This is a genomic window from Dickeya ananatis (genome assembly GCF_019464615.1).
Taxonomy (GTDB): Bacteria; Pseudomonadota; Gammaproteobacteria; order Enterobacterales; family Enterobacteriaceae; genus Dickeya; species Dickeya oryzae.
The window spans coordinates 479,662-501,024 of record NZ_CP040816.1; the positions used below are offsets into that span (position 1 = coordinate 479,662).

Genomic DNA, 21,363 nt, shown 5'->3' on the forward strand with positions numbered 1-21,363 from the left:
CGAATTAGAAATCATGATAATCCGGCCCAATGTGGAAGGGATGTTAAGGCGTCTAGACGTCCAAGTCAATCGAGATCCTATTGGGGAGGTACTCTCTCTGATAATGAAAACATGCGATACTACACACAATTTACGCCATCAGGAGCAAAGGTAAGTGGCAAATAGCGTTCCAGCAATTTTTCTCGACCGTGACGGTACTATTAATGTTGATCATGGTTATGTCCATGAAATCGATCAGTTTCAATTTATCGATGGTGTCATCGAAGCCTTGCATGAACTCAAAAAAATGGGGTTTGCCTTGGTGTTGGTGACCAATCAGTCGGGGATTGCCAGAGGTAAGTTTACTGAAGACCAGTTCATGCAGCTTACCGAATGGATGGATTGGTCACTGGCCGATCGCGGTGTTGATTTGGATGGTATCTATTATTGTCCGCATCACCCTGATGCCGGTGAAGGAGAGTACCGCCAACAATGTGATTGTCGTAAGCCTCAGCCTGGCATGTTCCTCTCCGCGCAGCGTCATCTGCATATTGATATGGCAGCTTCCTATATGGTGGGCGACAAAATGGAAGATATGCAGGCGGCACAGGCGGCAGGAGTGGGAACCAAAGTTCTGGTGAAAACGGGTAAGCCGCTCACTGAAGAGGGCGAAAAATTGGCTGATTGGGTAATTGATAGCCTGGCAGACCTGCCTAAAACGATAAAACAGCATGGAAAATAGCCGTAAGGGTGGAAAAATGCGCGAACGGAAAAAAAGATTGAAAAAGTGGTTGTGTAACCCGTTCGGATCCCTATAATGCGCTTCCACTGACACGGCAACAGCGGCAACGCAGCGCGGTGTCAGGAAGTGGAAACGAAAATAATCGTTGACACTTCATGAGGAAAGCGTAGTATACGCCACCTCGCGACAGCAGGCTCAGGCCGGTCGCACTGCTCTTTAACAATCAATCAGACAATCTGTGTGGGCACTCGCAGGACACTTCACTAAAAATATTTAGTGAAAGTCTTGAAGAGTGACAACAGTTAATTCATTACGAATAAACAGTAAATTCTTTGAGCACCGTTTTCTTCGGAAAACACATCAAACTTTAAATTGAAGAGTTTGATCATGGCTCAGATTGAACGCTGGCGGCAGGCCTAACACATGCAAGTCGAGCGGCAGCGGGGGGAAGCTTGCTTCCCCGCCGGCGAGCGGCGGACGGGTGAGTAATGTCTGGGAAACTGCCTGATGGAGGGGGATAACTACTGGAAACGGTAGCTAATACCGCATAACGTCGCAAGACCAAAGAGGGGGACCTTCGGGCCTCTTGCCATCGGATGTGCCCAGATGGGATTAGCTAGTAGGTGGGGTAAAGGCTCACCTAGGCGACGATCCCTAGCTGGTCTGAGAGGATGACCAGCCACACTGGAACTGAGACACGGTCCAGACTCCTACGGGAGGCAGCAGTGGGGAATATTGCACAATGGGGGAAACCCTGATGCAGCCATGCCGCGTGTGTGAAGAAGGCCTTCGGGTTGTAAAGCACTTTCAGCGGGGAGGAAGGGGGTAAGGTTAATACCTTTACCCATTGACGTTACCCGCAGAAGAAGCACCGGCTAACTCCGTGCCAGCAGCCGCGGTAATACGGAGGGTGCAAGCGTTAATCGGAATGACTGGGCGTAAAGCGCACGCAGGCGGTCTGTTAAGTTGGATGTGAAATCCCCGGGCTTAACCTGGGAACTGCATTCAAAACTGACAGGCTAGAGTCTCGTAGAGGGGGGTAGAATTCCAGGTGTAGCGGTGAAATGCGTAGAGATCTGGAGGAATACCGGTGGCGAAGGCGGCCCCCTGGACGAAGACTGACGCTCAGGTGCGAAAGCGTGGGGAGCAAACAGGATTAGATACCCTGGTAGTCCACGCTGTAAACGATGTCGATTTGGAGGTTGTGGTCTTGAACCGTGGCTTCCGGAGCTAACGCGTTAAATCGACCGCCTGGGGAGTACGGCCGCAAGGTTAAAACTCAAATGAATTGACGGGGGCCCGCACAAGCGGTGGAGCATGTGGTTTAATTCGATGCAACGCGAAGAACCTTACCTACTCTTGACATCCAGCGAACCTTGTAGAGATACGAGGGTGCCTTCGGGAGCGCTGAGACAGGTGCTGCATGGCTGTCGTCAGCTCGTGTTGTGAAATGTTGGGTTAAGTCCCGCAACGAGCGCAACCCTTATCCTTTGTTGCCAGCACTTCGGGTGGGAACTCAAGGGAGACTGCCGGTGATAAACCGGAGGAAGGTGGGGATGACGTCAAGTCATCATGGCCCTTACGAGTAGGGCTACACACGTGCTACAATGGCGTATACAAAGAGAAGCGACCTCGCGAGAGCAAGCGGACCTCATAAAGTACGTCGTAGTCCGGATTGGAGTCTGCAACTCGACTCCATGAAGTCGGAATCGCTAGTAATCGTAGATCAGAATGCTACGGTGAATACGTTCCCGGGCCTTGTACACACCGCCCGTCACACCATGGGAGTGGGTTGCAAAAGAAGTAGGTAGCTTAACCTTCGGGAGGGCGCTTACCACTTTGTGATTCATGACTGGGGTGAAGTCGTAACAAGGTAACCGTAGGGGAACCTGCGGTTGGATCACCTCCTTACCGAGTAGAAGTGCCTGCGTGGTGTCCACACAGATTGTCTGATGAAGAAGATGAGCAGTAAAACCTTATAGGCTTGTAGCTCAGGTGGTTAGAGCGCACCCCTGATAAGGGTGAGGTCGGTGGTTCAAGTCCACTCAGGCCTACCAGATTTCTCCTGATACTGCGTTGTGACATCCTCGCATGCTGATGTATGCGTCGTTATTCCACGCCTTGTCTCAGAAAAAATGGCGGGTAAAGGTTTACGTGTTGCATTCTATGGGGCTATAGCTCAGCTGGGAGAGCGCCTGCTTTGCACGCAGGAGGTCTGCGGTTCGATCCCGCATAGCTCCACCATTTATGAATGACTTCAGAGTGTACTGGCAACAGTATGCTGCGAAGTATTCTGCTCTTTAACAATCCGGAACAAGCTGAAAAATTGAAACGACAGCATGTGAGTGAGAATTCATGTGTTGTTCGAGTCTCTCAAAATACTCGCATCCCGAGACACTTTCGGGTTGTGAGGTTAAGCGACTAAGCGTACACGGTGGATGCCTAGGCAGTCAGAGGCGATGAAGGGCGTGCTAATCTGCGAAAAGCGTCGGCAAGGTGATATGAACCGTTATACCCGACGATACCCGAATGGGGAAACCCAGTGTGATTCGTCACACTATCATTAACTGAATCCATAGGTTAATGAGGCGAACCGGGGGAACTGAAACATCTCAGTACCCCGAGGAAAAGAAATCAACCGAGATTCCCCCAGTAGCGGCGAGCGAACGGGGAGGAGCCCAGAACCTGAATCGGCTTGTGTGTCAGTGGAAGCGTCTGGAAAGGCGCACGGTACAGGGTGACAGTCCCGTACACGAAGATGCACAGGTCGTGAGTTCGATGAGTAGGGCGGGACACGTGGTATCCTGTCTGAACATGGGGGGACCATCCTCCAAGGCTAAATACTCCTGACTGACCGATAGTGAACCAGTACCGTGAGGGAAAGGCGAAAAGAACCCCGGCGAGGGGAGTGAAATAGAACCTGAAACCGTGTACGTACAAGCAGTGGGAGCACCTTTTAGGTGTGACTGCGTACCTTTTGTATAATGGGTCAGCGACTTATATTCTGTAGCAAGGTTAACCGAATAGGGGAGCCGCAGGGAAACCGAGTCTTAACTGGGCGTCTAGTTGCAGGGTATAGACCCGAAACCCGGTGATCTAGCCATGGGCAGGTTGAAGGTTGGGTAACACTAACTGGAGGACCGAACCGACTAATGTTGAAAAATTAGCGGATGACTTGTGGCTGGGGGTGAAAGGCCAATCAAACCGGGAGATAGCTGGTTCTCCCCGAAAGCTATTTAGGTAGCGCCTCGTGAACTCATCTTCGGGGGTAGAGCACTGTTTCGGCTAGGGGGCCATCCCGGCTTACCAACCCGATGCAAACTGCGAATACCGAAGAATGTTATCACGGGAGACACACGGCGGGTGCTAACGTCCGTCGTGAAGAGGGAAACAACCCAGACCGCCAGCTAAGGTCCCAAAGTCATGGTTAAGTGGGAAACGATGTGGGAAGGCCCAGACAGCCAGGATGTTGGCTTAGAAGCAGCCATCATTTAAAGAAAGCGTAATAGCTCACTGGTCGAGTCGGCCTGCGCGGAAGATGTAACGGGGCTAAAACCATGCACCGAAGCTGCGGCAGCGACACTATGTGTTGTTGGGTAGGGGAGCGTTCTGTAAGCCGGTGAAGGTGGCCTGTGAGGGCTGCTGGAGGTATCAGAAGTGCGAATGCTGACATAAGTAACGATAATGCGGGTGAAAAACCCGCACGCCGGAAGACCAAGGGTTCCTGTCCAACGTTAATCGGGGCAGGGTGAGTCGACCCCTAAGGCGAGGCTGAAAAGCGTAGTCGATGGGAAACAGGTTAATATTCCTGTACTTGGTGTTACTGCGAAGGGGGGACGGAGAAGGCTATGTCATCCGGGCGACGGTTGTCCCGGTTTAAGCGTGCAGGTGGGTGGACCAGGCAAATCCGGTCTGCTGTCAACACTGAGGCGTGATGACGAGGCACTACGGTGCTGAAGTGACAGATGCCCTGCTTCCAGGAAAAGCCTCTAAGCATCAGGTAACATTGAATCGTACCCCAAACCGACACAGGTGGTCAGGTAGAGAATACTCAGGCGCTTGAGAGAACTCGGGTGAAGGAACTAGGCAAAATGGTGCCGTAACTTCGGGAGAAGGCACGCTCCTGCTGGTGAAGTCCCTTGCGGATGGAGCTGACGGGAGTCGCAGATACCAGCTGGCTGCAACTGTTTAATAAAAACACAGCACTGTGCAAACACGAAAGTGGACGTATACGGTGTGACGCCTGCCCGGTGCCGGAAGGTTAATTGATGGGGTTATCCGTAAGGAGAAGCTCTTGATCGAAGCCCCGGTAAACGGCGGCCGTAACTATAACGGTCCTAAGGTAGCGAAATTCCTTGTCGGGTAAGTTCCGACCTGCACGAATGGCGTAATGATGGCCAGGCTGTCTCCACCCGAGACTCAGTGAAATTGAACTCGCTGTGAAGATGCAGTGTACCCGCGGCAAGACGGAAAGACCCCGTGAACCTTTACTATAGCTTGACACTGAACCTTGAGCCTTGATGTGTAGGATAGGTGGGAGGCTTTGAAGTGTGGACGCCAGTCTGCATGGAGCCAACCTTGAAATACCACCCTTTAATGTTTGATGTTCTAACCTGGGCCCGTCATCCGGGCCGGGGACAGTGTCTGGTGGGTAGTTTGACTGGGGCGGTCTCCTCCCAAAGAGTAACGGAGGAGCACGAAGGTTAGCTAATCCTGGTCGGACATCAGGAGGTTAGTGCAAAGGCATAAGCTAGCTTGACTGCGAGAGTGACGGCTCGAGCAGGTGCGAAAGCAGGTCTTAGTGATCCGGTGGTTCTGAATGGAAGGGCCATCGCTCAACGGATAAAAGGTACTCCGGGGATAACAGGCTGATACCGCCCAAGAGTTCATATCGACGGCGGTGTTTGGCACCTCGATGTCGGCTCATCACATCCTGGGGCTGAAGTAGGTCCCAAGGGTATGGCTGTTCGCCATTTAAAGTGGTACGCGAGCTGGGTTTAGAACGTCGTGAGACAGTTCGGTCCCTATCTGCCGTGGGCGTTGGAAGATTGAGGGGGGTTGCTCCTAGTACGAGAGGACCGGAGTGAACGCACCGCTGGTGTTCGGGTTGTCATGCCAATGGCACTGCCCGGTAGCTACGTGCGGAAGAGATAACCGCTGAAAGCATCTAAGCGGGAAACTTGCCCCGAGATGAGTCTTCCCTGGGAACTTGATTCCCCGGAAGGGACGTTCGAGACGAGGACGTTGATAGGCTGGGTGTGTAAGCGTAGTGATACGTTGAGCTAACCAGTACTAATGACCCGAGAGGCTTAACCTTACAACACCGAAGGTGTTTTGGTGAGAGAGACGGAATTTTTAGCTTGTTCGAGGATTGGATGTCGTGGTGTAGCGATACACGGCGACATGAAGAATCAGGACGTTGAAAGACGTCAAAAGAATTTGCCTGGCGGCGAGAGCGCGGTGGTCCCACCTGACCCCATGCCGAACTCAGAAGTGAAACGCCGTAGCGCCGATGGTAGTGTGGGGTCTCCCCATGCGAGAGTAGGGAACTGCCAGGCATCAAATTTTGTGTGCTGATATGGCTCAGTTGGTAGAGCGCACCCTTGGTAAGGGTGAGGTCCCCAGTTCGACTCTGGGTATCAGCACCAGTTGTTTTAAGTTACGTTCGGCAAACTGAATAAAAGAATTTGTCTGGCGGCGAGAGCGCGGTGGTCCCACCTGACCCCATGCCGAACTCAGAAGTGAAACGCCGTAGCGCCGATGGTAGTGTGGGGTCTCCCCATGCGAGAGTAGGGAACTGCCAGACATCAAACAAAACAAAAGGCCCGTTCGAAAGAGCGGGCCTTTTGTTTTGTTCGTTATTTGTCGTCTGTTGTTTGTCGACTTTCGTTCCCGAAAGCAAGATCCATGGATCGGTATTTTATGGATCCTTTTCGTTTACTCTCTATGTCTCGCGTATTTAGCCCGCTTCAGCCATGTAGTTTTACTTCTATTGGATATAACGATCACACCCTGTTTTCGGCTTAAACAATTACATGAGCTGATTAGTCTTTGCCTGAATCCTCAAGCCTGTTTTATTGTGTCTGCTATATATAAAAGAATAATGAAATAACAGACAGAAAGGGTGAATCATACATGGTGAATACAATAAAGCCACAGGATGGAATAATGGTCAGTAGCACGCGTCAACGCATTTGGGCAATTGTCGGCGCATCCTCGGGTAATTTGGTTGAGTGGTTTGATTTTTACGTCTATTCGTTTTGTTCTCTTTATTTTGCCCATATCTTCTTTCCAACCGGTAATACGACTACGCAGCTGTTACAAACTGCTGGTGTCTTTGCCGCCGGATTTCTGATGCGTCCCATCGGTGGTTGGTTGTTTGGCTACATCGCTGATAAATACGGTCGCAAAAAATCGATGTTGATATCGGTGTGCATGATGTGTCTGGGATCGTTGGTGATTGCCTGCTTACCCGGTTATGCCACGATTGGGGTGTGGGCACCATTATTACTGCTGGTAGCGCGTTTATTTCAAGGGCTATCCGTGGGGGGCGAATACGGGACCAGCGCGACTTACATGAGTGAAGTGGCACTGGAAGGGCGTAAGGGATTTTATGCATCTTTCCAGTATGTCACGCTGATTGGTGGCCAATTGCTGGCGTTACTGGTGGTGGTTATCCTGCAACATCTGCTTTCTGATGTGGAGTTGCGCGCATGGGGATGGCGTATCCCCTTTGCTCTGGGAGCGGCGTTGGCGGTGGTGGCACTGTTTTTGCGTCGTTCACTCAATGAAACATCAAATAGCGAAACCCGTGCACGTAAAGATGCCGGATCGCTGCGTGGGCTGTGGCACAACCGCAAGGCGTTTATCATGGTGCTGGGGTTTACTGCGGGCGGTTCGCTGAGCTTTTATACCTACACGACTTACATGCAGAAATATCTGGTGAATACCGCCGGAATGAATGCCAAATCGGCCAGCGGATTGATGACACTGGCGCTGTTTGTCTTCATGTTACTGCAACCGTTGTTCGGTGCACTATCTGATAAAATTGGTCGCCGTAGTTCCATGCTGTTTTTTGGGGCGCTATCAGCATTGTTGACGGTACCGATTCTGTCTACTTTGCAGGGGGTGACCAACCCGGTTATCGCCTTCTCTCTGGTTATGCTGGCGTTGGTGATAGTGAGCTTTTACACCTCTATCAGTGGTATTTTAAAGGCGGAAATGTTTCCTCCGGAGGTCAGGGCGCTGGGTGTCGGGTTATCTTACGCCGTAGCGAATGCCTTATTTGGCGGTTCTGCTGAGTATGTCGCTTTATCGTTGAAGTCGCTGGGGACGGAGGAGTCCTTCTTTTGGTATGTATCATTAATGGGGGCATTGGCGTTTCTGGTGTCGCTGGGATTACACCATAAAGGTAAAGGCGAAAAGCTCTCATGATGTGCCAGCGTCGATAAACAGTAGCCGACGGCAGTGTCGGCTATGCTCCGGCCGGAATGTTTATGACCCTTAGCAGTTTCAGTCAGACGAAAGCAAATTAAACGGATACATGCAGCGCCATTCCGGAGCGGTGAATGCCTCGGAATGGCGCGAAGGGTTACAGAATTCGACTAATCAGGCGGTCAATACGGATTCGGCGCAGGCGACGGATGAGTTTGCGCACTTTTACCGGATATTGTGCAATGCTCTGCAACTGCTGGTAGTGCGTGATGACCTGGGTATGCGCGCGAATGCATTCCAGCTCCTGCTGACGCTGAGCTTGCAACACCTGTTCCGGGTCATGAATCAGGATGGCGTTTTCCAGATCCAACCGCCAGGCTCGAGGATTGAGGTTATTGCCCGTCAGTAATTGCCAATGATCATCTACCCACATGCCTTTAAGGTGGAAACTGTTGTCACCATCCTTCCATAGGCGAACCACTAACTGGTTGCTGTCGATATATTTCTGCAGACGGCTCAGAAAGCGACGCAGGTTGATTTCATACAGGTAAGGTAGCGCACCGATAATCCGAAACGGTTGGTCTTCCGGGATGAAAAAGTCGTTTGCCGTTTTATCGCCAATAATAATCTCAATCTGTTTGCCGTCACGTAGCAGGCGAATAATGTTGCGCACCAGCAAGGCAGGTAGATTGAAATACGGCGTACACATCACCAGACGCTGATCGGTGCAGTACATTAAATGGTGGATGGTCTGATTCAGTGGACTCTGTTTACCCAGCCCAACCAGCGGCGTGACCGTCAACCGATTGTTGTTGTCACCGACACCCGGTAGCAGATACGTTGCTGAACGCAGCGACTGACGGAACTGACGGATATCATTTTTGATGTCGATGGTTTTGGGTCGGGAAGGGTTGTCCAGCCGTTGTACGGCAGATGACACCAGCAGGTCTTGTACATAACGCGCCATGACATCAGCCAGCACCGGATTATGAATCAGCTGATAGCGGTCATACCGGTACTTTTCATGCTGATGGAGATAGACATCATTCAGACTGGCACCGCTATAGAGTACGGTGTCATCGATAATAAACCCTTTCAGGTGCAAGACACCCAACGCCTCACGGGTATTGACCGGAATGCCATAAATCGGGAAAGCGGCGTCATCGTATCGCTGCGCCATCTCGTAGTACCAATCGGCGTTTGTGCTATCTGCCGCGACCCCGATACGACCGCGTTGTGCACGATGCCAGTCAACCAGTACGTTGATCTCCAGTTCCGGGCATTGACGTTTGGCCTGATAGAGTGCAGACAAAATACCTTCGCCGCCATCATCGTGTTCCAGATACAAGGCCACCAGATAGATGCGTTTCCTGGCCTGCAGAATCAGCTCTGTCAGCGTGGTACGGAAATGCGCCGGGCTGTGAAGCGTCTGGACGTCATCGGCAGACTGAGGAATTTTAGGCAATTGTGCAAGGTGTTGTTGATATTTAGTCCGCTTTAATTTTGACAACATCACAGTGCGATTCTTCTCTCATCGTGGGATGACCACATGGTCATGAAATACATGTTAAGGCATAGCCGAATCGGGCGATGATACCACTACTTGGCAGGCGTGTGAGCAAGTTTTACTGCCGGTAGCGAGATCTCAGCCACATCTACGCACGGGGTTATGGCTGCACAGGCGTACCCAACGGCAGTTCCAGTGTGACAATGCCGTCCTCCAGTTGTACGTCAACGTTAAAGCCCAGTTTCTTCGCCAGCGAGACCATTCCCTGATTATTCGGCATCGTAATCCCGCTAAGGCGATTGAGTCCGTGGAGGCTGGCGTAGTGAATCAATTTCTCCAGCAGCTTTCTGCCTAACCCCAGTCCTTTCAGATCAGAACGCACCAGTACCGCGAATTCTGCGCTGATATTGTCAGGGTCGGCAATCGCGCGGGTGACCCCGATAATTTCCGGCTCACCGGTGATATCAGCCCGGACAGCAATGAACGCCATTTCACGGTCGTAGTCAATCTGGGTCATATTGGCTAAATCTTCATGGGTAAATTCATTGATTTCACTGAAATAGCGGTAGTACAGATCTTCACGCGTCACTTTGCCGATAAAATGGGCTAGCAACGGTTCGTCTTCAGGCAGAATAGGGCGGAACAGGCAGGATGAGCCATCCTTGAGCAAAACGGTCTCTTCCAGTTCCTGCGGATACGGACGAATCGATAAGCGCGATTGTGGGTCGCCGCTAAAGGGAGCCAAATGTAAGGTCACATCCAGCAACGTAAACTCCTCGCCGGAAGCCAGCAGTGGGTGAATATCCAGACGCACAATCTCTGGGCAATCCAGAATCAGGTTGGAAACCTGCACCAGTAACCGGCTAAAAGCCGCAATATCCAACGGCTTGAGGGCATTTTGGCTACGGATCTTACCGCTTTTTAATGCCTGAACAATCAGGTAGCGCGCCAGTGCCATGTTCAGCGGCGGCAAGGCTACTGCTGCCTGTGTTTCCCGGTTCCATTCCGTACCGCCTTCTCCCAGCATAATGATCGGGCCGAAGATAGCATCCTGTTCGACGGCGATGCGTAGCTCCAGCGCACCGGTACGATTAGCCATGCCCTGCACCAGCAAACCGTGAACGCGTGCCTGTGGGTTGGTATGCCTGACCCGTTCCAGCATCGCTTCTGCCGCCAGTTGTACCTCCTGGGCATTTTGCAGATACAGCATAACGCCCTGAATTTCCGACTTGTGGGGAATATCTGGCGAGCGCAGTTTAAGCGCCACGGGATAGCCAATTTTTTCCGCGATGTACACCGCCTCGGTGCTATCGCTGGCAATCCATGTCGGCAGCGTATTCAGGCCGTAGGCCTGCAGAATCGGCTGTACTTCATGGGTATCGAGCCGGGTGGCGCCTTCCAGCAATGCCTGACTGATCAACTGGTGAGCCTGTGCGGTATTGGCGGTGAGGTCGGAAGGCAGCGCCGGGGTTTCTTTTAGCTGCTTCTGGTTGCGGCGGTATTCAACGATATGCATGAATGCCGTGACTGAACCTTCCGGCGTTCTATAAGTCGGGATTCCCGCCTCATTGAACAACCGACGCGCTTCTTGCGAGGAGAACTCGCCGCACCAGTTGGTCAGTAATGTAATACGCTTGCCGCGTGGGTGTTGCTGCAACAACTGAATCAGGCTTTCCGCGCTTTCCGTCCCGGGAGCAGCAGCGCTGGGGGCGTGAATGATCAGCAGCGCATCATAATCGTCGCTATCGAGTAGTGCCGACAGCGTGGCCTGATAGCGTTGCGGCGTCGCGTCATCGCGCAAATCGAGCGGATTGCCGATAGCGACATCGTCAGGCAATACGGCGCGTAACGCCTGTTGCGTTGCTTCACTCAGTTTTGCCAGTTTGCCCTGGCGTGCAATCAACTGATCCAGCGCCTGGGCGGCAGGGGAAGCGCCATTGCTGACAATCAGCAAGCGCTCACCACGCAACGGGCGCAAGTGACTGAGGGTTTCCACTGCCGAAAACAGTTCGTGGGTGTCTTGCACCCGTAGCAGCCCGGCACGCTGGATAGCGGCGTCATAGGCGGCATCCAGCCCATGCTGACCGTCATACAGCAGTTGCTGCGCCTGTTGGCTGCGACCACTTTTGATAACCAGAATCGGTTTATTACGAGAAGCACTGCGTGCGGCAGAAAGAAAACGTCGGGCGTCGCTGATGTGCTCCAGATGCAGCAAAATGGCGCTAGTTTTACCGTCTCGCGCCAGAAAATCCAGCAGGTCATCAACGTCAATATCCAGGCTGTCACCCAGCGCGATAAAGTAAGAGAAGCCAATGCCGCGTTGTTGTGCCCAGTCCAGTATGGTATTGGAGACCGCCGCCGACTGGGAAATAAACGCCAGTTTGCCTTTTAAAATCGGTACTGGTGAAAAGCTGGCGTTAAGCCCCTGCCAGGGGGCTAACAGCCCGAGGCTATTCGGGCCTAACAGGCGCATCGCGTAGCGGGCGGCACAGCTTTTCAACTCGGTGAATTGCGATGGCGGAGCGGAAAGCACGATGACGGTTTTACAGCCTCGTTGTCCCAACGCCTCCAGCAGCGATAGATTACGATCAGCACGTGTGCAGATAACCGCAAGGTCAGGCGTCATTGGCAGGCTGGCGACGTCGCGGTATGCCAGAACACCACACACTGCCTTGTATTTAGGCGTGACCGGCAGCACCGGCCCGTTGAATCCGCCATCAAGCAGATTGCGCATCATCAGAAAACCCGCCCGTCCTGGTTTTTCCGATGCCCCGAGCACCGCGATTGAACGCGGTCGCAGCAGTGCTTCTAATCCACGCTGGCTCATCAGTTACTCCTGTTGGAATACACCTGATTGATCTTAAACGTCAGTTGCCGATTTTGCTGTGACAGTAGATGAAATTTTCTTTTTCGCATGATGGGCTTTGCCTGCCAGATAGTGGCGGCGAAAACGATCAAAATGCGCGCCCAGCGCGTTGGCAGCATCGTGGTCACCAGCCTGATGCAACAAGGCGATGGCGATTTCCGCTGTGCAGTGCTGTCCGGCGCTACTGGCTTCCCGCAGTTGATAACAGGATAATGCGTCCACACTGAGCGACAGGATTGGTAATGAATCGAGGTACGGGCTTTTGCGGAACATTTTGCGCGCTTCCGGCCAGGTGCCGTCGAGCATCACAAACAACGGTGGTTTGCCACTGTCGGGTAACTGATGACAAACCTGACGCCCTTCTTCGTCGGCGTCAGCCAGAAATACCAGCCAGGGTTGATAGTCTGGGGTTTGCAGTGCATCAAGCAAGGCCGGGTCAGGTTCGGTACGAGACCACAAAAAGGCATCTGTTTGCGGCAGAATGTCGGCAATCAGACGACCGGTATTACTGGGTTTTAGCGGTTCAGTATCGAACATGACCAGACAGAAACGGCTGCGAGCGGTGCTGGGTGAGAGGGTATCGCACAGACAGTGAATTTCCGGCAGCAGACAGCGCTGACAGCGCGTCACGCGGCAACCGCGGGCGCGAAACGGGCGCGTGGAGAGAGCAAGGCGTTGCTGGCGCAGACGCAGAACAGCGTTACCGGTCATGATTTTCCGTTAAAAAGCGTCATTCTAAACGACCGGGCTGCTGACCTAAAGCCCCGTGTGGCAAACGGGGCCTGGTGTTGGTAATGATGCGGGTCAAGGCGTACTTAGAGCGATTCGTTAAGCCAGCTCTCAAAAGGGGCTTTAGGCATCGCGCCGTTAAGCATATCGATCATTTTCCCTTGCTTGAAGAGCATGATAGTCGGGATACTGCGGATACGAAAACGGGCACTCAGAGCCGGTTCTGCCTCGGTGTTCACTTTCACAAAGCGGATCTTGTCGGCATTTTCGTCGGCGACGCTTTCAAATACGGGTGCAAAGTTGACGCACGGGCCGCACCAGGGTGCCCAGAAGTCCACCACCACCGGCAGATCGTCCTGCAGTAATTTATCCAGCGTCTTTTCCGTGGCGTTAATCACCTCCCCATTAAACAGGGGATGACCGCAACGACCGCATTTGGCGCTCTGGTTTTCATTAATACGTTCTTCTGGCAGTCGATTAGTGGCGTTGCAGAATGCACATACCGTATTCATAAACGGGCCTCTGATAGAAAAAGGGCTGTAATCAAGTGTATTGTTGATGAAGATGCGTCCATCTGGTGCAAAAGGATCAACAACTGTGATGCGAAAACAGGATAAGTATGGATAGCCTGTTGAACACCAACAAGGCGTTTTACCCAATAGTTACAATAGTTAGTGACTTTTATGATCGGGCTGGTGGCTAACCCGGTGTACATAGGGTAATCTTCGCGCCCAGCGCGTAGGTGGAGAAGATCATGAGCGATACATTGAGTGGAAAGGGCGGCAAAGTCCGTGTCATGTACGTCCGTAGCGAGGATGGCGACGAGAAAAGCAAGCCAAAACGGACATCGGATAAGCGTCGTGGTGACGGGGATAGCCATCGTAGCGACAGCAACCGTGGCGCTCGTAAAGGGCGTGATGGTGCGCCGCGTAGTGGGCGCGATCGGGATAATAAAGACAGCGCCGGGCGTGGCGGAAAATGGCGCGGTGAGTCAGCAGGGCGTGAGCGTCCTGTTCGCAGTGAATCGCCGGAATATGCTGATTCTCCCTGGAAAACGGTATCGCGTGCGCCAGGAGAGACACCGGATCACGGCGGAATTAGCGGCAAGAGCCAGGTCGACCCAGAGCAGATCCGCCGTCAGCGTGCGGAAGAAACCCGGGTTTACGGAGAAAATGCCTGTCAGGCTCTGTTCTTGAGCCGTCCGGAAGCCATTGTTCGTGGCTGGTTTTTGCAGGAAGTCACACCGCGTTTTCGTGATGCATTGCGCTGGATGGCGGCTAACCGCAAGGCTTATCACGTGGTGGAAGACGAAGAGCTTGTTCGTGCATCTGGTACGGAACATCACGGCGGCGTGTGTTTTCTGATCAAGAAACGCCGTGGTTTGGATGTCACGGCTTACCTGCGTGAGGCGGGGGAAACTGACTGTGTGCTGGCGCTGGAAGATGTGGGTAATCCACATAATCTGGGCGGGATCATGCGTAGTTGTGCGCACTTTGGTGTGAAAGGCGTTCTGGTCAATGATGCATCGCAGTTGGAATCGGGTGCTGCGGTGCGTACTGCAGAAGGCGGTGCTGAGCACGTGAAAGCAATCAGTGCCGAGGGTCTGGTTGATGCGCTGGCGCAGTTCCGTGCTGCGGGTTACACCATCGTGACGACGTCCAGCCATAAGGGCACAACCTTATCGAAAGTCTCGCTGCCCGCAAAGACGGTGATCGTGCTGGGTCAGGAAGGCGATGGCTTGTCAGACAGTGCCTGGCAGCAGGGCGATGTCAAAGTGTCGATTAATGGCACCGGCAATGTGGAAAGCCTGAATATCTCGGTTGCTACCGGGATCCTGCTGGCAGAATGGTGGCGGCAGCATCACGGTTAAGTGATGTTCGGTTCGCCGATTGAGTGAATAAAAAAAGGTGGCCTGGCCACCTTTTTTTATTCCGGTTTTTATTCCGTTTTTGATTCAGTGTCGTGTGGCATGCGATCAGTGCGCGCCACCTGCCGAGTGGCTGCCAAATGGAGGTTTGGTAAACCAGACCAGCACGATTAGCGCGACAAATACTCCCGCCGACAGCCAGAAGATTTCGTTGGCGCTAATAATCAGTCCCTGTGCGGTAATCTGCTGGGCCAGATAGCTGGACACCTGCTGTTGGCTCATCCCCATCGCTTCCAGCTGTTGGTAGGTTTGCTGTGCCAGTGGATTGTAGGGATTGATCGCTTCCGTCAGCTGTGCGTGATGCAATGCTTCCCGACGTTCCCACAATGTGGTGGTGATCGATGTACCAATAGAGCCAGCCAGCGTACGGGCGAAGTTTGACAGGCTGGATGCGGCCGCCATACGTTCCGGCGGCAGGCCGGAGAGCGTGATGGTGGTTAACGGCATAAAGAAGCAGGCGACGGCAAATCCTTGTACGAACTGCGGCCAGGCGGAAGCACCGAAATCCATGGCGGGTTCGAAGGTGTAAGCCCGCCAGTAGAAACAGATCGCATACATGATGAAGCTGAACGTCACCAGACGACGCATATCCAGCTTATGCATGAATTTGCCGATGATCGGCGAAAGGATGACTGGCATCAGCCCCACGGGGGCGGAAGCCAGCCCGGCCCAGGTGGCGGTATAGCCAAACACCTCTTGTAATAACTGCGGTAACAGTACAATGGCACCGAAATAGAGCATGAATGCCAGACTGGTACACAGGCACCCGAGAGTGAAGTTCCGCATTTTAAACAACGACAGGTCGACCACCGGATGTTCGTCGGTGAGTTCCCACACGATCAGTATCGTTAGCGATACGACGGCAACAACCGTCAACGTCACGATTTCTGTCGAGTTAAACCAGTCCAGTTCTTTTCCTCGGTCCAGCAGCATCTGCAGGCTGCCGATACCGGCTGCCAGTAAAACCAACCCGACCGTATCAATCGGGCGGATCTCGGTTTGGGTCTCTCGCCCGCGCAAGATCTGCAGGGTAATCAACACGACGATAATACCCAGCGGTACGTTGATAAAGAAGATCCACCCCCAGTGGTAGTTATCACTGATCCAGCCGCCAAGGATCGGGCCGAAGATCGGAGCAACAACCACCGTCATTGACCACATGGCCAGTGCGATACCCCGTTTGGCCTGCGGGTAGTTGTTCAGCAACAGGCTTTGGGACAATGGAATAATTGGACCGGCGACCAGCCCCTGAAGCATACGACAGACGATCAACATTTCGAGGCTGGTGGATATGCCACACAGCCAGGAGGCTAATGTAAACAGGGCGGTGGCCCAGACGAACAAGCGCACCTCGCCGAATCGCTTTGCCAACCAACCGGTGATCGGAATGGAAATGGCGTTGGCGACCCCGAAAGACGTGATGACCCAGGTGCCCTGTGAGTTAGACGCCCCCAAATTCCCGGCGATAGTCGGGATAGCGACGTTGGCAATCGTTGAATCCAGCACCTGCATGAACGTTGCCAGCGACAGGGCGAACGTCATCAGAGCCAGCGTCATGCCCTCAAGCGGTTTTCTTGTCACGCTGCTCTCCTTCTGAGGTTAGCCCGCGTTAGCACTGATGATCTGATCGATCATCTGGTTGACTGGCGTCAGGTCGAGATCCAGTGCGTCACTCTGGTAGGCCGGTGTTGTACGGCTTGCGTCGGAAAGCACTCTACCATCGGTATTCGCGGTATCCACACTCACCAACGTCGACAAACCAATGCGCAGCGGATTATCAGCCAGCTGTTTCGGGTCTAACTCGATCCGGACCGGCAAACGCTGTACGACCTTGATCCAGTTACCGGTGGCATTCTGGGCAGGCAGCAGCGAGAACGCACTACCGGTTCCCATATCCAGACCGACCACCTTGCCTTTGTACACCACGCTATCACCGTAAAGGTCACTGGTGACGGTTGCAGGCTGGCCGATGCGCATATTGGCTAACTGGGTTTCCTTAAAGTTAGCGTCAACCCACAGTGGTGCTGCCGGTACGACTGCCATCAGGGCCGATGACGGGGTAATGCGGGCACCCAACTGCACGCTGCGACGAGACACGTAGCCATCAACAGGACTGACGATATGCGTGCGTTTCAGCGCCAGCCAGGCGTTACGCAAGTCGGTCGCAGCTTGTGCGATAGCCGGTTGCTGCTCCAACGACGTGTTAAGTACCAGCGCCTGGGCGGCGGCATATTGCTGTTTAGTGGCTTCCAGTGAGGCTTTGGCGCTGGCGACCTGATCGCGGGCATGTTGCAAATCTTCCCGTCCGATAGCATTCGCCCGCCCCAGCACTTCACGGCGGTTCAAGTCACTGATGGCTTGATCCAGCGTAATCTGTTGCAACTCGATATTGGCTTTATACTGACGGACGTTGATCATCTGCTGATGAACCTGACGCACGCTGTTCGCCAGCGTAGTCTGAGCACGCTCAAAGGCTTGCTCGGAATCGGTTGGGTCAAGTTCAATCAGCACATCACCTTTTTTAACGAAGTCAGTGTTGTCGACGTTGACTCGAGTGACGCTGCCGTTGACCTGCGACATAATTTGGACCTGGTTGCCGGCGACATAGGCGTCATCGGTTTCCTGATGGTGCCGTAATACCAGATACCAATAAGCGAACCACACACAACCAATAAAGAAAAACAGGATCATCAGCAGGGTGAGAATTCCTTTACGCGTTTTTCCGGGCTCTGATGGCACTGTAGGTGGACTCTGCTTTTCCACGTTGGCACTCATAATTCTCTCCTAGTTAAATTTCTTTTTTTCGGCCTTTCGTGGCCTTTGATTGCCGTTCATGGCGGTATTATTGCGATGGCGATTTTTTTTGAAACGTACGACACCATCTGCAAACCCTGGGGGTTTGCATAGCAACGATGATGATGGTCTCTGTCAGGAATAGCGACGGAGGTTAGAAACCGTCCTGCTCCATTTCGTCAAGACGCAGTAACAACTTACGCATCAGCACTTCCAACTGATCTCTCTCACTGTCTTCAAGGGCAGAGCAGAGCGTATGCAGGTTGCGGTGCTGAGGCGGCAGCAATTCGTCCAGAAAGGTTTTGCCTTTCTCGGTCATGTACAGGTACAGACACCGGCGATCACTGTCGCTTTCGCGGCGCTCGATCCAGCCACGTTTTTCCAGTTCATCCGCGATGCGGGTGGCGTTGGTGCGCGAAGATCCTAGCGCAGCACTCAACTCAGAAGGCTGGATACAGTAGTTTTCCTGTGATTCCAGCGTAATCAGCGCCATGAACAGGGTCTCGTTGATGTCCTGCTCTTTCAGCATGTGATTGCGGTGTTCCAGTATTTTAGTTTGCATATGCATAAACAAACGCAGCAGCAAGACCTCCCGGTAAGGGAAATCCGGGCGGCGTGATGCCCGCATACGCAGCATGTCTTCGATTGGAGCGAACGAACTTTCCATAGATGTCAACCTCATTAATCACGACCTGCATAGTAACGAATGTTACTAATTAGGTAAATGCGAGAGACTTGTCGATTAGTGCTTATTTTATCACTGCTCGAACGGTGTGCAGGTGAGGCGGTCTGTCGCCGCCTGATTTTTGCTGATAAAGGGCACGATATGAGCCGGTGATACTCAGGCTATTGTCTGAACCCATTTAAATACGACGCCATAGCATAGCGCACCCAGCAGTGTCGACAGCACAATACTGCGGGTTTTGTAAAAACAAAGTGTTAGCAGGGCAAACCCCACCAGTGTCGGTAGCTGTCTTTCCGGGTACTGCATGATATCCGGCAGGGTGGAAACCACCAACAGGGCACAGATGGAGGCAATACCGATACTGTCGAGCAACAGGGCGGTTTTGCCTCGCTGCAAATGACCTGGAGCCCGGCCAGCACCCAGTCGTAACGGCAGGTACCGGAATAGGAAATTAACGGTTCCCACCAGCAGACCAATCAATAATACTGATGTATTCATGGCGTCTCTTCTTTTGATTGTGCCGGTTGGTACAGTGATGCCAGGCATCCGCCGACAATACCGACCAGAATGGCGGCGGGAATAGACGATACCAGTAACCCCAGGCTGGCACCGCCTAGCGCGGTGGCGACTACCAGACTCTGACGACGCCTGAACGACGCAAGCAGGAAGCTCAAAAACAGTGCCGGTAGCATGAAGGATAACGCCGCCTCAACCGCAGGGTATTCGTTTAGCGGGCCGTTGCCGAAGAGGGCACCGAGTATTGTTCCGGCGACCCACGACAACCAGGCGTTTATCGCTACGCCCAGCATCCATGACTCACTCCAGCGCCGGTTATCCCGTGACAATCGTACGGTGGCGGCGGCAAACACTTCGTCGGTGAGTCCAAAGGCCCACCAGATGGTCTTGCCGGTGGGGAGCCGTTGCCGGATGCGATGGCGTAATGACGGGCCGTACAAGACGTGGCGCACGTCCATCGCCATGACAGTCAGTGCCGCTACCCAGATAGACGCCCCCGCACTCAGTAGCGCTGTGATGACAAACTGGCTGGCGCCAGCGTAGATAACGCAGGAAAGAAAAATGGCTTCCAGCGGCGTGAAACCCAGTTTGACCGCGTTCAGACCAAACGCAAACGCGACCGGCACGTAGCCGATGACAATCGGCAGGCTGTCGAACAGGCCTCTGACAAACGAGGCCTCGGTGGCGGTGTGTTCAGGCGTGTGCTCATCAGTCACGGTATTCACAGTATTGAGGTTATCCACGTGTTGAAAGCATAGACTCATTGAAAAATAACATCATTGACGTAAAGCAGCGCCAGCAATGGTTCTGGCTGAACTGTATCTAGCCTGCTTCGGGTAACGATGATTCGTGATGATGGCTGCGCCACCACACCAGTAATCCTAGCAAGCTCAGCAGCCCTCCGGCGCTCGACACCCCCAACCAGCCGAAATGCTGGTAAGCGTAGGCAGAAATAAGCGAACCAAGCGCGCCGCCGATAAAATAGCTGGTCATGTACCCGGCGGTGAGACGGTTACGTGCCTCTGGGTGCATACGGTAAATCACACTCTGATTGGTGACATGGGTTCCCTGAGCCGCCATATCCAGCACCACGATGCCGATGAGCAATGGCACCACGGCCGTGACGCCTGCGGCAATCGGCAACCATGACAGCACCAGCATCAACCAGCCGACGGTGGTGGTGAGCTTAGCTTTGCCTTTATCAACCAGTCGGCCTGCCCGACTGGCGGATAGTGCGCCCGCGGCGCCCGCTAGGCCAAAAAGGCCAATAACGCCTTCGCTATAGTGGTAAGGGGCGGCAGCCAGCAGAAACGCCATGGACGTCCACATGATGCTGAAGTTGGAAAATGAAATCGCACCCAGTATCGCGCGGGTACGCAGTACGCGGGAACGACCGAAGAGCTGGAAGATGGATGCCAGCAGTTGCAGGTAATTCAGATCGGTGGATGAGTGATATTGTGGCAGCAAACGCCACATCAATAGCGCCATCCCCGTCATTAACGCGCTGGCGACCCAATACACTGTACGCCAGTCACCCAGCGAAGCCAGTGCGCCTGCCAGTGTTCTTGCCAGCAGGATCCCCAGCAACAGGCCGCTCATGATAGTCCCAACGACCTTACCCCGGTTTTCCGGTGAGGCCAGTGTCGCTGCCAGCGGCACCAGAATTTGTGCGACCACCGAAAACAGCCCGGTAATAGCGGTGCCTGCCACCATCAGCCATAGCGAGGGCGCAGACGCTGTGATCAGCATTCCGCCTGCGGCCAGCAGTGTCATGATGACAATTAAGCTGCGGCGTTCGAACCGGTCACCCAACGGGACCAGAAACATCAGGCCGCAGGCATAGCCCAGTTGGGCGGCGGTCACAATAAAACCGGCCTGATTGACCGATAAACTAAATGCATGGGCGATAGCATCCAGCAAAGGTTGGGCGTAATAGTTGCTGGCTACCGCCAGGCCGGTGGCGGCGGACATTAATAACGTCATTGCCGGACTCAGGCCGACGGGCTTGGTAGAAGATACAGACATGGGGAGTGTTAACTTGATGTTGCATGAAATAATGGTTCAGTATTGAACAGTCACACCTGAGAATCCAGCAATTTATCTTATAAATTTCCCTGAGAATAATAAGGTGTTTTATCAGCCTTTTTTGAAAGGTCCGATGATGTTTGGCTACCGGGGAAGCGAA

General features: G+C 53.3%; 13 protein-coding genes, 3 tRNA genes and 4 rRNA genes. 10 read left to right on the forward strand and 10 right to left on the reverse strand.

Annotated elements, in window-relative coordinates:
• Positions 1–154 precede the first annotated feature (154 nt).
• From gmhB to FGI04_RS02055, 9 genes are all read left to right on the forward strand, one after another.
• The gene (gene gmhB / locus FGI04_RS02015; protein ID WP_029456116.1) at positions 155–721 is read left to right on the forward strand and encodes a D-glycero-beta-D-manno-heptose 1,7-bisphosphate 7-phosphatase; all 567 of its coding nucleotides are present in this window, start codon (positions 155–157) and stop codon (positions 719–721) included.
• 369 nt (positions 722–1,090) lie between these two features.
• A 16S ribosomal RNA gene (locus FGI04_RS02020) occupies positions 1,091–2,632 on the forward strand.
• A 69-nt stretch (positions 2,633–2,701) separates the two neighbouring features.
• A tRNA-Ile gene (locus tag FGI04_RS02025) sits at positions 2,702–2,778 on the forward strand.
• A gap of 111 nt (positions 2,779–2,889) precedes the next feature.
• A tRNA-Ala gene (locus FGI04_RS02030) sits at positions 2,890–2,965 on the forward strand.
• A 167-nt stretch (positions 2,966–3,132) separates the two neighbouring features.
• A 23S ribosomal RNA gene (locus FGI04_RS02035) occupies positions 3,133–6,038 on the forward strand.
• Positions 6,039–6,163: 125 nt separating this feature from the next.
• Positions 6,164–6,279, forward strand: a 5S ribosomal RNA gene (gene rrf, locus FGI04_RS02040).
• A 14-nt stretch (positions 6,280–6,293) separates the two neighbouring features.
• A tRNA-Thr gene (locus tag FGI04_RS02045) sits at positions 6,294–6,369 on the forward strand.
• A gap of 42 nt (positions 6,370–6,411) precedes the next feature.
• Positions 6,412–6,527: ribosomal RNA gene (gene rrf, locus FGI04_RS02050) — 5S ribosomal RNA — on the forward strand.
• Together the 16S, 23S and 5S rRNA genes with 3 tRNA genes alongside form the textbook arrangement of a ribosomal RNA operon.
• Before the next feature lie 329 nt (positions 6,528–6,856).
• Positions 6,857–8,155, forward strand: a complete 1,299-nt coding sequence (locus FGI04_RS02055; protein WP_342699948.1) for an MFS transporter — start codon at positions 6,857–6,859, stop codon at positions 8,153–8,155.
• Positions 8,156–8,312: 157 nt separating this feature from the next.
• Here FGI04_RS02055 and pssA read toward each other — a convergent pair whose 3' ends face one another.
• From pssA to trxC, 4 genes are all read right to left on the reverse strand, one after another.
• A complete protein-coding gene (gene pssA / locus FGI04_RS02060) occupies positions 8,313–9,620 on the reverse strand; it encodes a CDP-diacylglycerol--serine O-phosphatidyltransferase (RefSeq protein ID WP_407274693.1) in 1,308 nt (435 codons plus the stop codon).
• Positions 9,621–9,822: 202 nt separating this feature from the next.
• Positions 9,823–12,489 (reverse strand): bifunctional acetate--CoA ligase family protein/GNAT family N-acetyltransferase, encoded by a 2,667-nt coding sequence (locus tag FGI04_RS02065; protein ID WP_342699946.1) that lies wholly within the window; start codon positions 12,487–12,489, stop codon positions 9,823–9,825.
• A gap of 33 nt (positions 12,490–12,522) precedes the next feature.
• Positions 12,523–13,239 (reverse strand): tRNA-uridine aminocarboxypropyltransferase, encoded by a 717-nt coding sequence (locus FGI04_RS02070; protein WP_342699945.1) that lies wholly within the window; start codon positions 13,237–13,239, stop codon positions 12,523–12,525.
• A gap of 104 nt (positions 13,240–13,343) precedes the next feature.
• The gene (trxC, locus tag FGI04_RS02075; protein WP_342699944.1) at positions 13,344–13,769 is read right to left on the reverse strand and encodes a thioredoxin TrxC; all 426 of its coding nucleotides are present in this window, start codon (positions 13,767–13,769) and stop codon (positions 13,344–13,346) included.
• A 242-nt stretch (positions 13,770–14,011) separates the two neighbouring features.
• On the opposite strand from trxC, the gene FGI04_RS02080 reads away from it, so the two are divergent.
• On the forward strand, positions 14,012–15,127 hold the full coding sequence (locus FGI04_RS02080) for a tRNA/rRNA methyltransferase (RefSeq protein WP_342699943.1): 1,116 nt from the start codon (positions 14,012–14,014) through the stop codon (positions 15,125–15,127).
• Positions 15,128–15,232: 105 nt separating this feature from the next.
• Here the strand turns inward: FGI04_RS02080 and emrB are convergent, their stop codons facing one another.
• The 6 genes from emrB to FGI04_RS02110 form a co-directional block, all read right to left on the reverse strand.
• Positions 15,233–16,765: a multidrug efflux MFS transporter permease subunit EmrB gene (emrB, locus tag FGI04_RS02085; protein ID WP_407337336.1), complete on the reverse strand. Its 1,533-nt coding sequence runs from the start codon at positions 16,763–16,765 to the stop codon at positions 15,233–15,235.
• 18 nt (positions 16,766–16,783) lie between these two features.
• Complete coding sequence (emrA, locus tag FGI04_RS02090) at positions 16,784–17,959, reverse strand: multidrug efflux MFS transporter periplasmic adaptor subunit EmrA (RefSeq protein WP_342699941.1); 1,176 nt, start codon at positions 17,957–17,959, stop codon at positions 16,784–16,786.
• A 172-nt stretch (positions 17,960–18,131) separates the two neighbouring features.
• A complete protein-coding gene (mprA, locus tag FGI04_RS02095) occupies positions 18,132–18,644 on the reverse strand; it encodes a transcriptional repressor MprA (RefSeq protein ID WP_038905426.1) in 513 nt (170 codons plus the stop codon).
• 174 nt (positions 18,645–18,818) lie between these two features.
• The gene (gene ygaH / locus FGI04_RS02100; RefSeq protein ID WP_407273960.1) at positions 18,819–19,160 is read right to left on the reverse strand and encodes an L-valine transporter subunit YgaH; all 342 of its coding nucleotides are present in this window, start codon (positions 19,158–19,160) and stop codon (positions 18,819–18,821) included.
• Positions 19,157–19,921 carry an AzlC family ABC transporter permease gene (locus FGI04_RS02105; protein ID WP_407274692.1) on the reverse strand — a complete coding sequence of 255 codons (765 nt, stop codon included), beginning with the start codon at positions 19,919–19,921 and terminating at the stop codon, positions 19,157–19,159. The genes ygaH and FGI04_RS02105 overlap by 4 nt, the downstream gene beginning before the upstream one ends.
• A 79-nt stretch (positions 19,922–20,000) precedes the next feature.
• Entirely contained in the window at positions 20,001–21,203 is a 1,203-nt protein-coding gene (locus FGI04_RS02110) for an MFS transporter (RefSeq protein ID WP_342699939.1), read from the reverse strand.
• Positions 21,204–21,363: the final 160 nt, after the last annotated feature.

Excerpts from the sequence above, each read along its gene's own strand:
- FGI04_RS02055 (WP_342699948.1), top strand. The coding sequence starts at position 6,857 with ATGGTGAATACAATAAAGCCACAGGATGGAATAATGGTCAGTAGCACG.
- FGI04_RS02065 (WP_342699946.1), bottom strand. The coding sequence starts at position 12,489 with ATGAGCCAGCGTGGATTAGAAGCACTGCTGCGACCGCGTTCAATCGCG.
- FGI04_RS02070 (WP_342699945.1), bottom strand. The coding sequence starts at position 13,239 with ATGACCGGTAACGCTGTTCTGCGTCTGCGCCAGCAACGCCTTGCTCTC.
- trxC (WP_342699944.1), bottom strand. The coding sequence starts at position 13,769 with ATGAATACGGTATGTGCATTCTGCAACGCCACTAATCGACTGCCAGAA.
- FGI04_RS02080 (WP_342699943.1), top strand. The coding sequence starts at position 14,012 with ATGAGCGATACATTGAGTGGAAAGGGCGGCAAAGTCCGTGTCATGTAC.
- emrA (WP_342699941.1), bottom strand. The coding sequence starts at position 17,959 with ATGAGTGCCAACGTGGAAAAGCAGAGTCCACCTACAGTGCCATCAGAG.
- mprA (WP_038905426.1), bottom strand. The coding sequence starts at position 18,644 with ATGGAAAGTTCGTTCGCTCCAATCGAAGACATGCTGCGTATGCGGGCA.
- ygaH (WP_407273960.1), bottom strand. The coding sequence starts at position 19,160 with ATGAATACATCAGTATTATTGATTGGTCTGCTGGTGGGAACCGTTAAT.
- FGI04_RS02110 (WP_342699939.1), bottom strand. The coding sequence starts at position 21,203 with ATGTCTGTATCTTCTACCAAGCCCGTCGGCCTGAGTCCGGCAATGACG.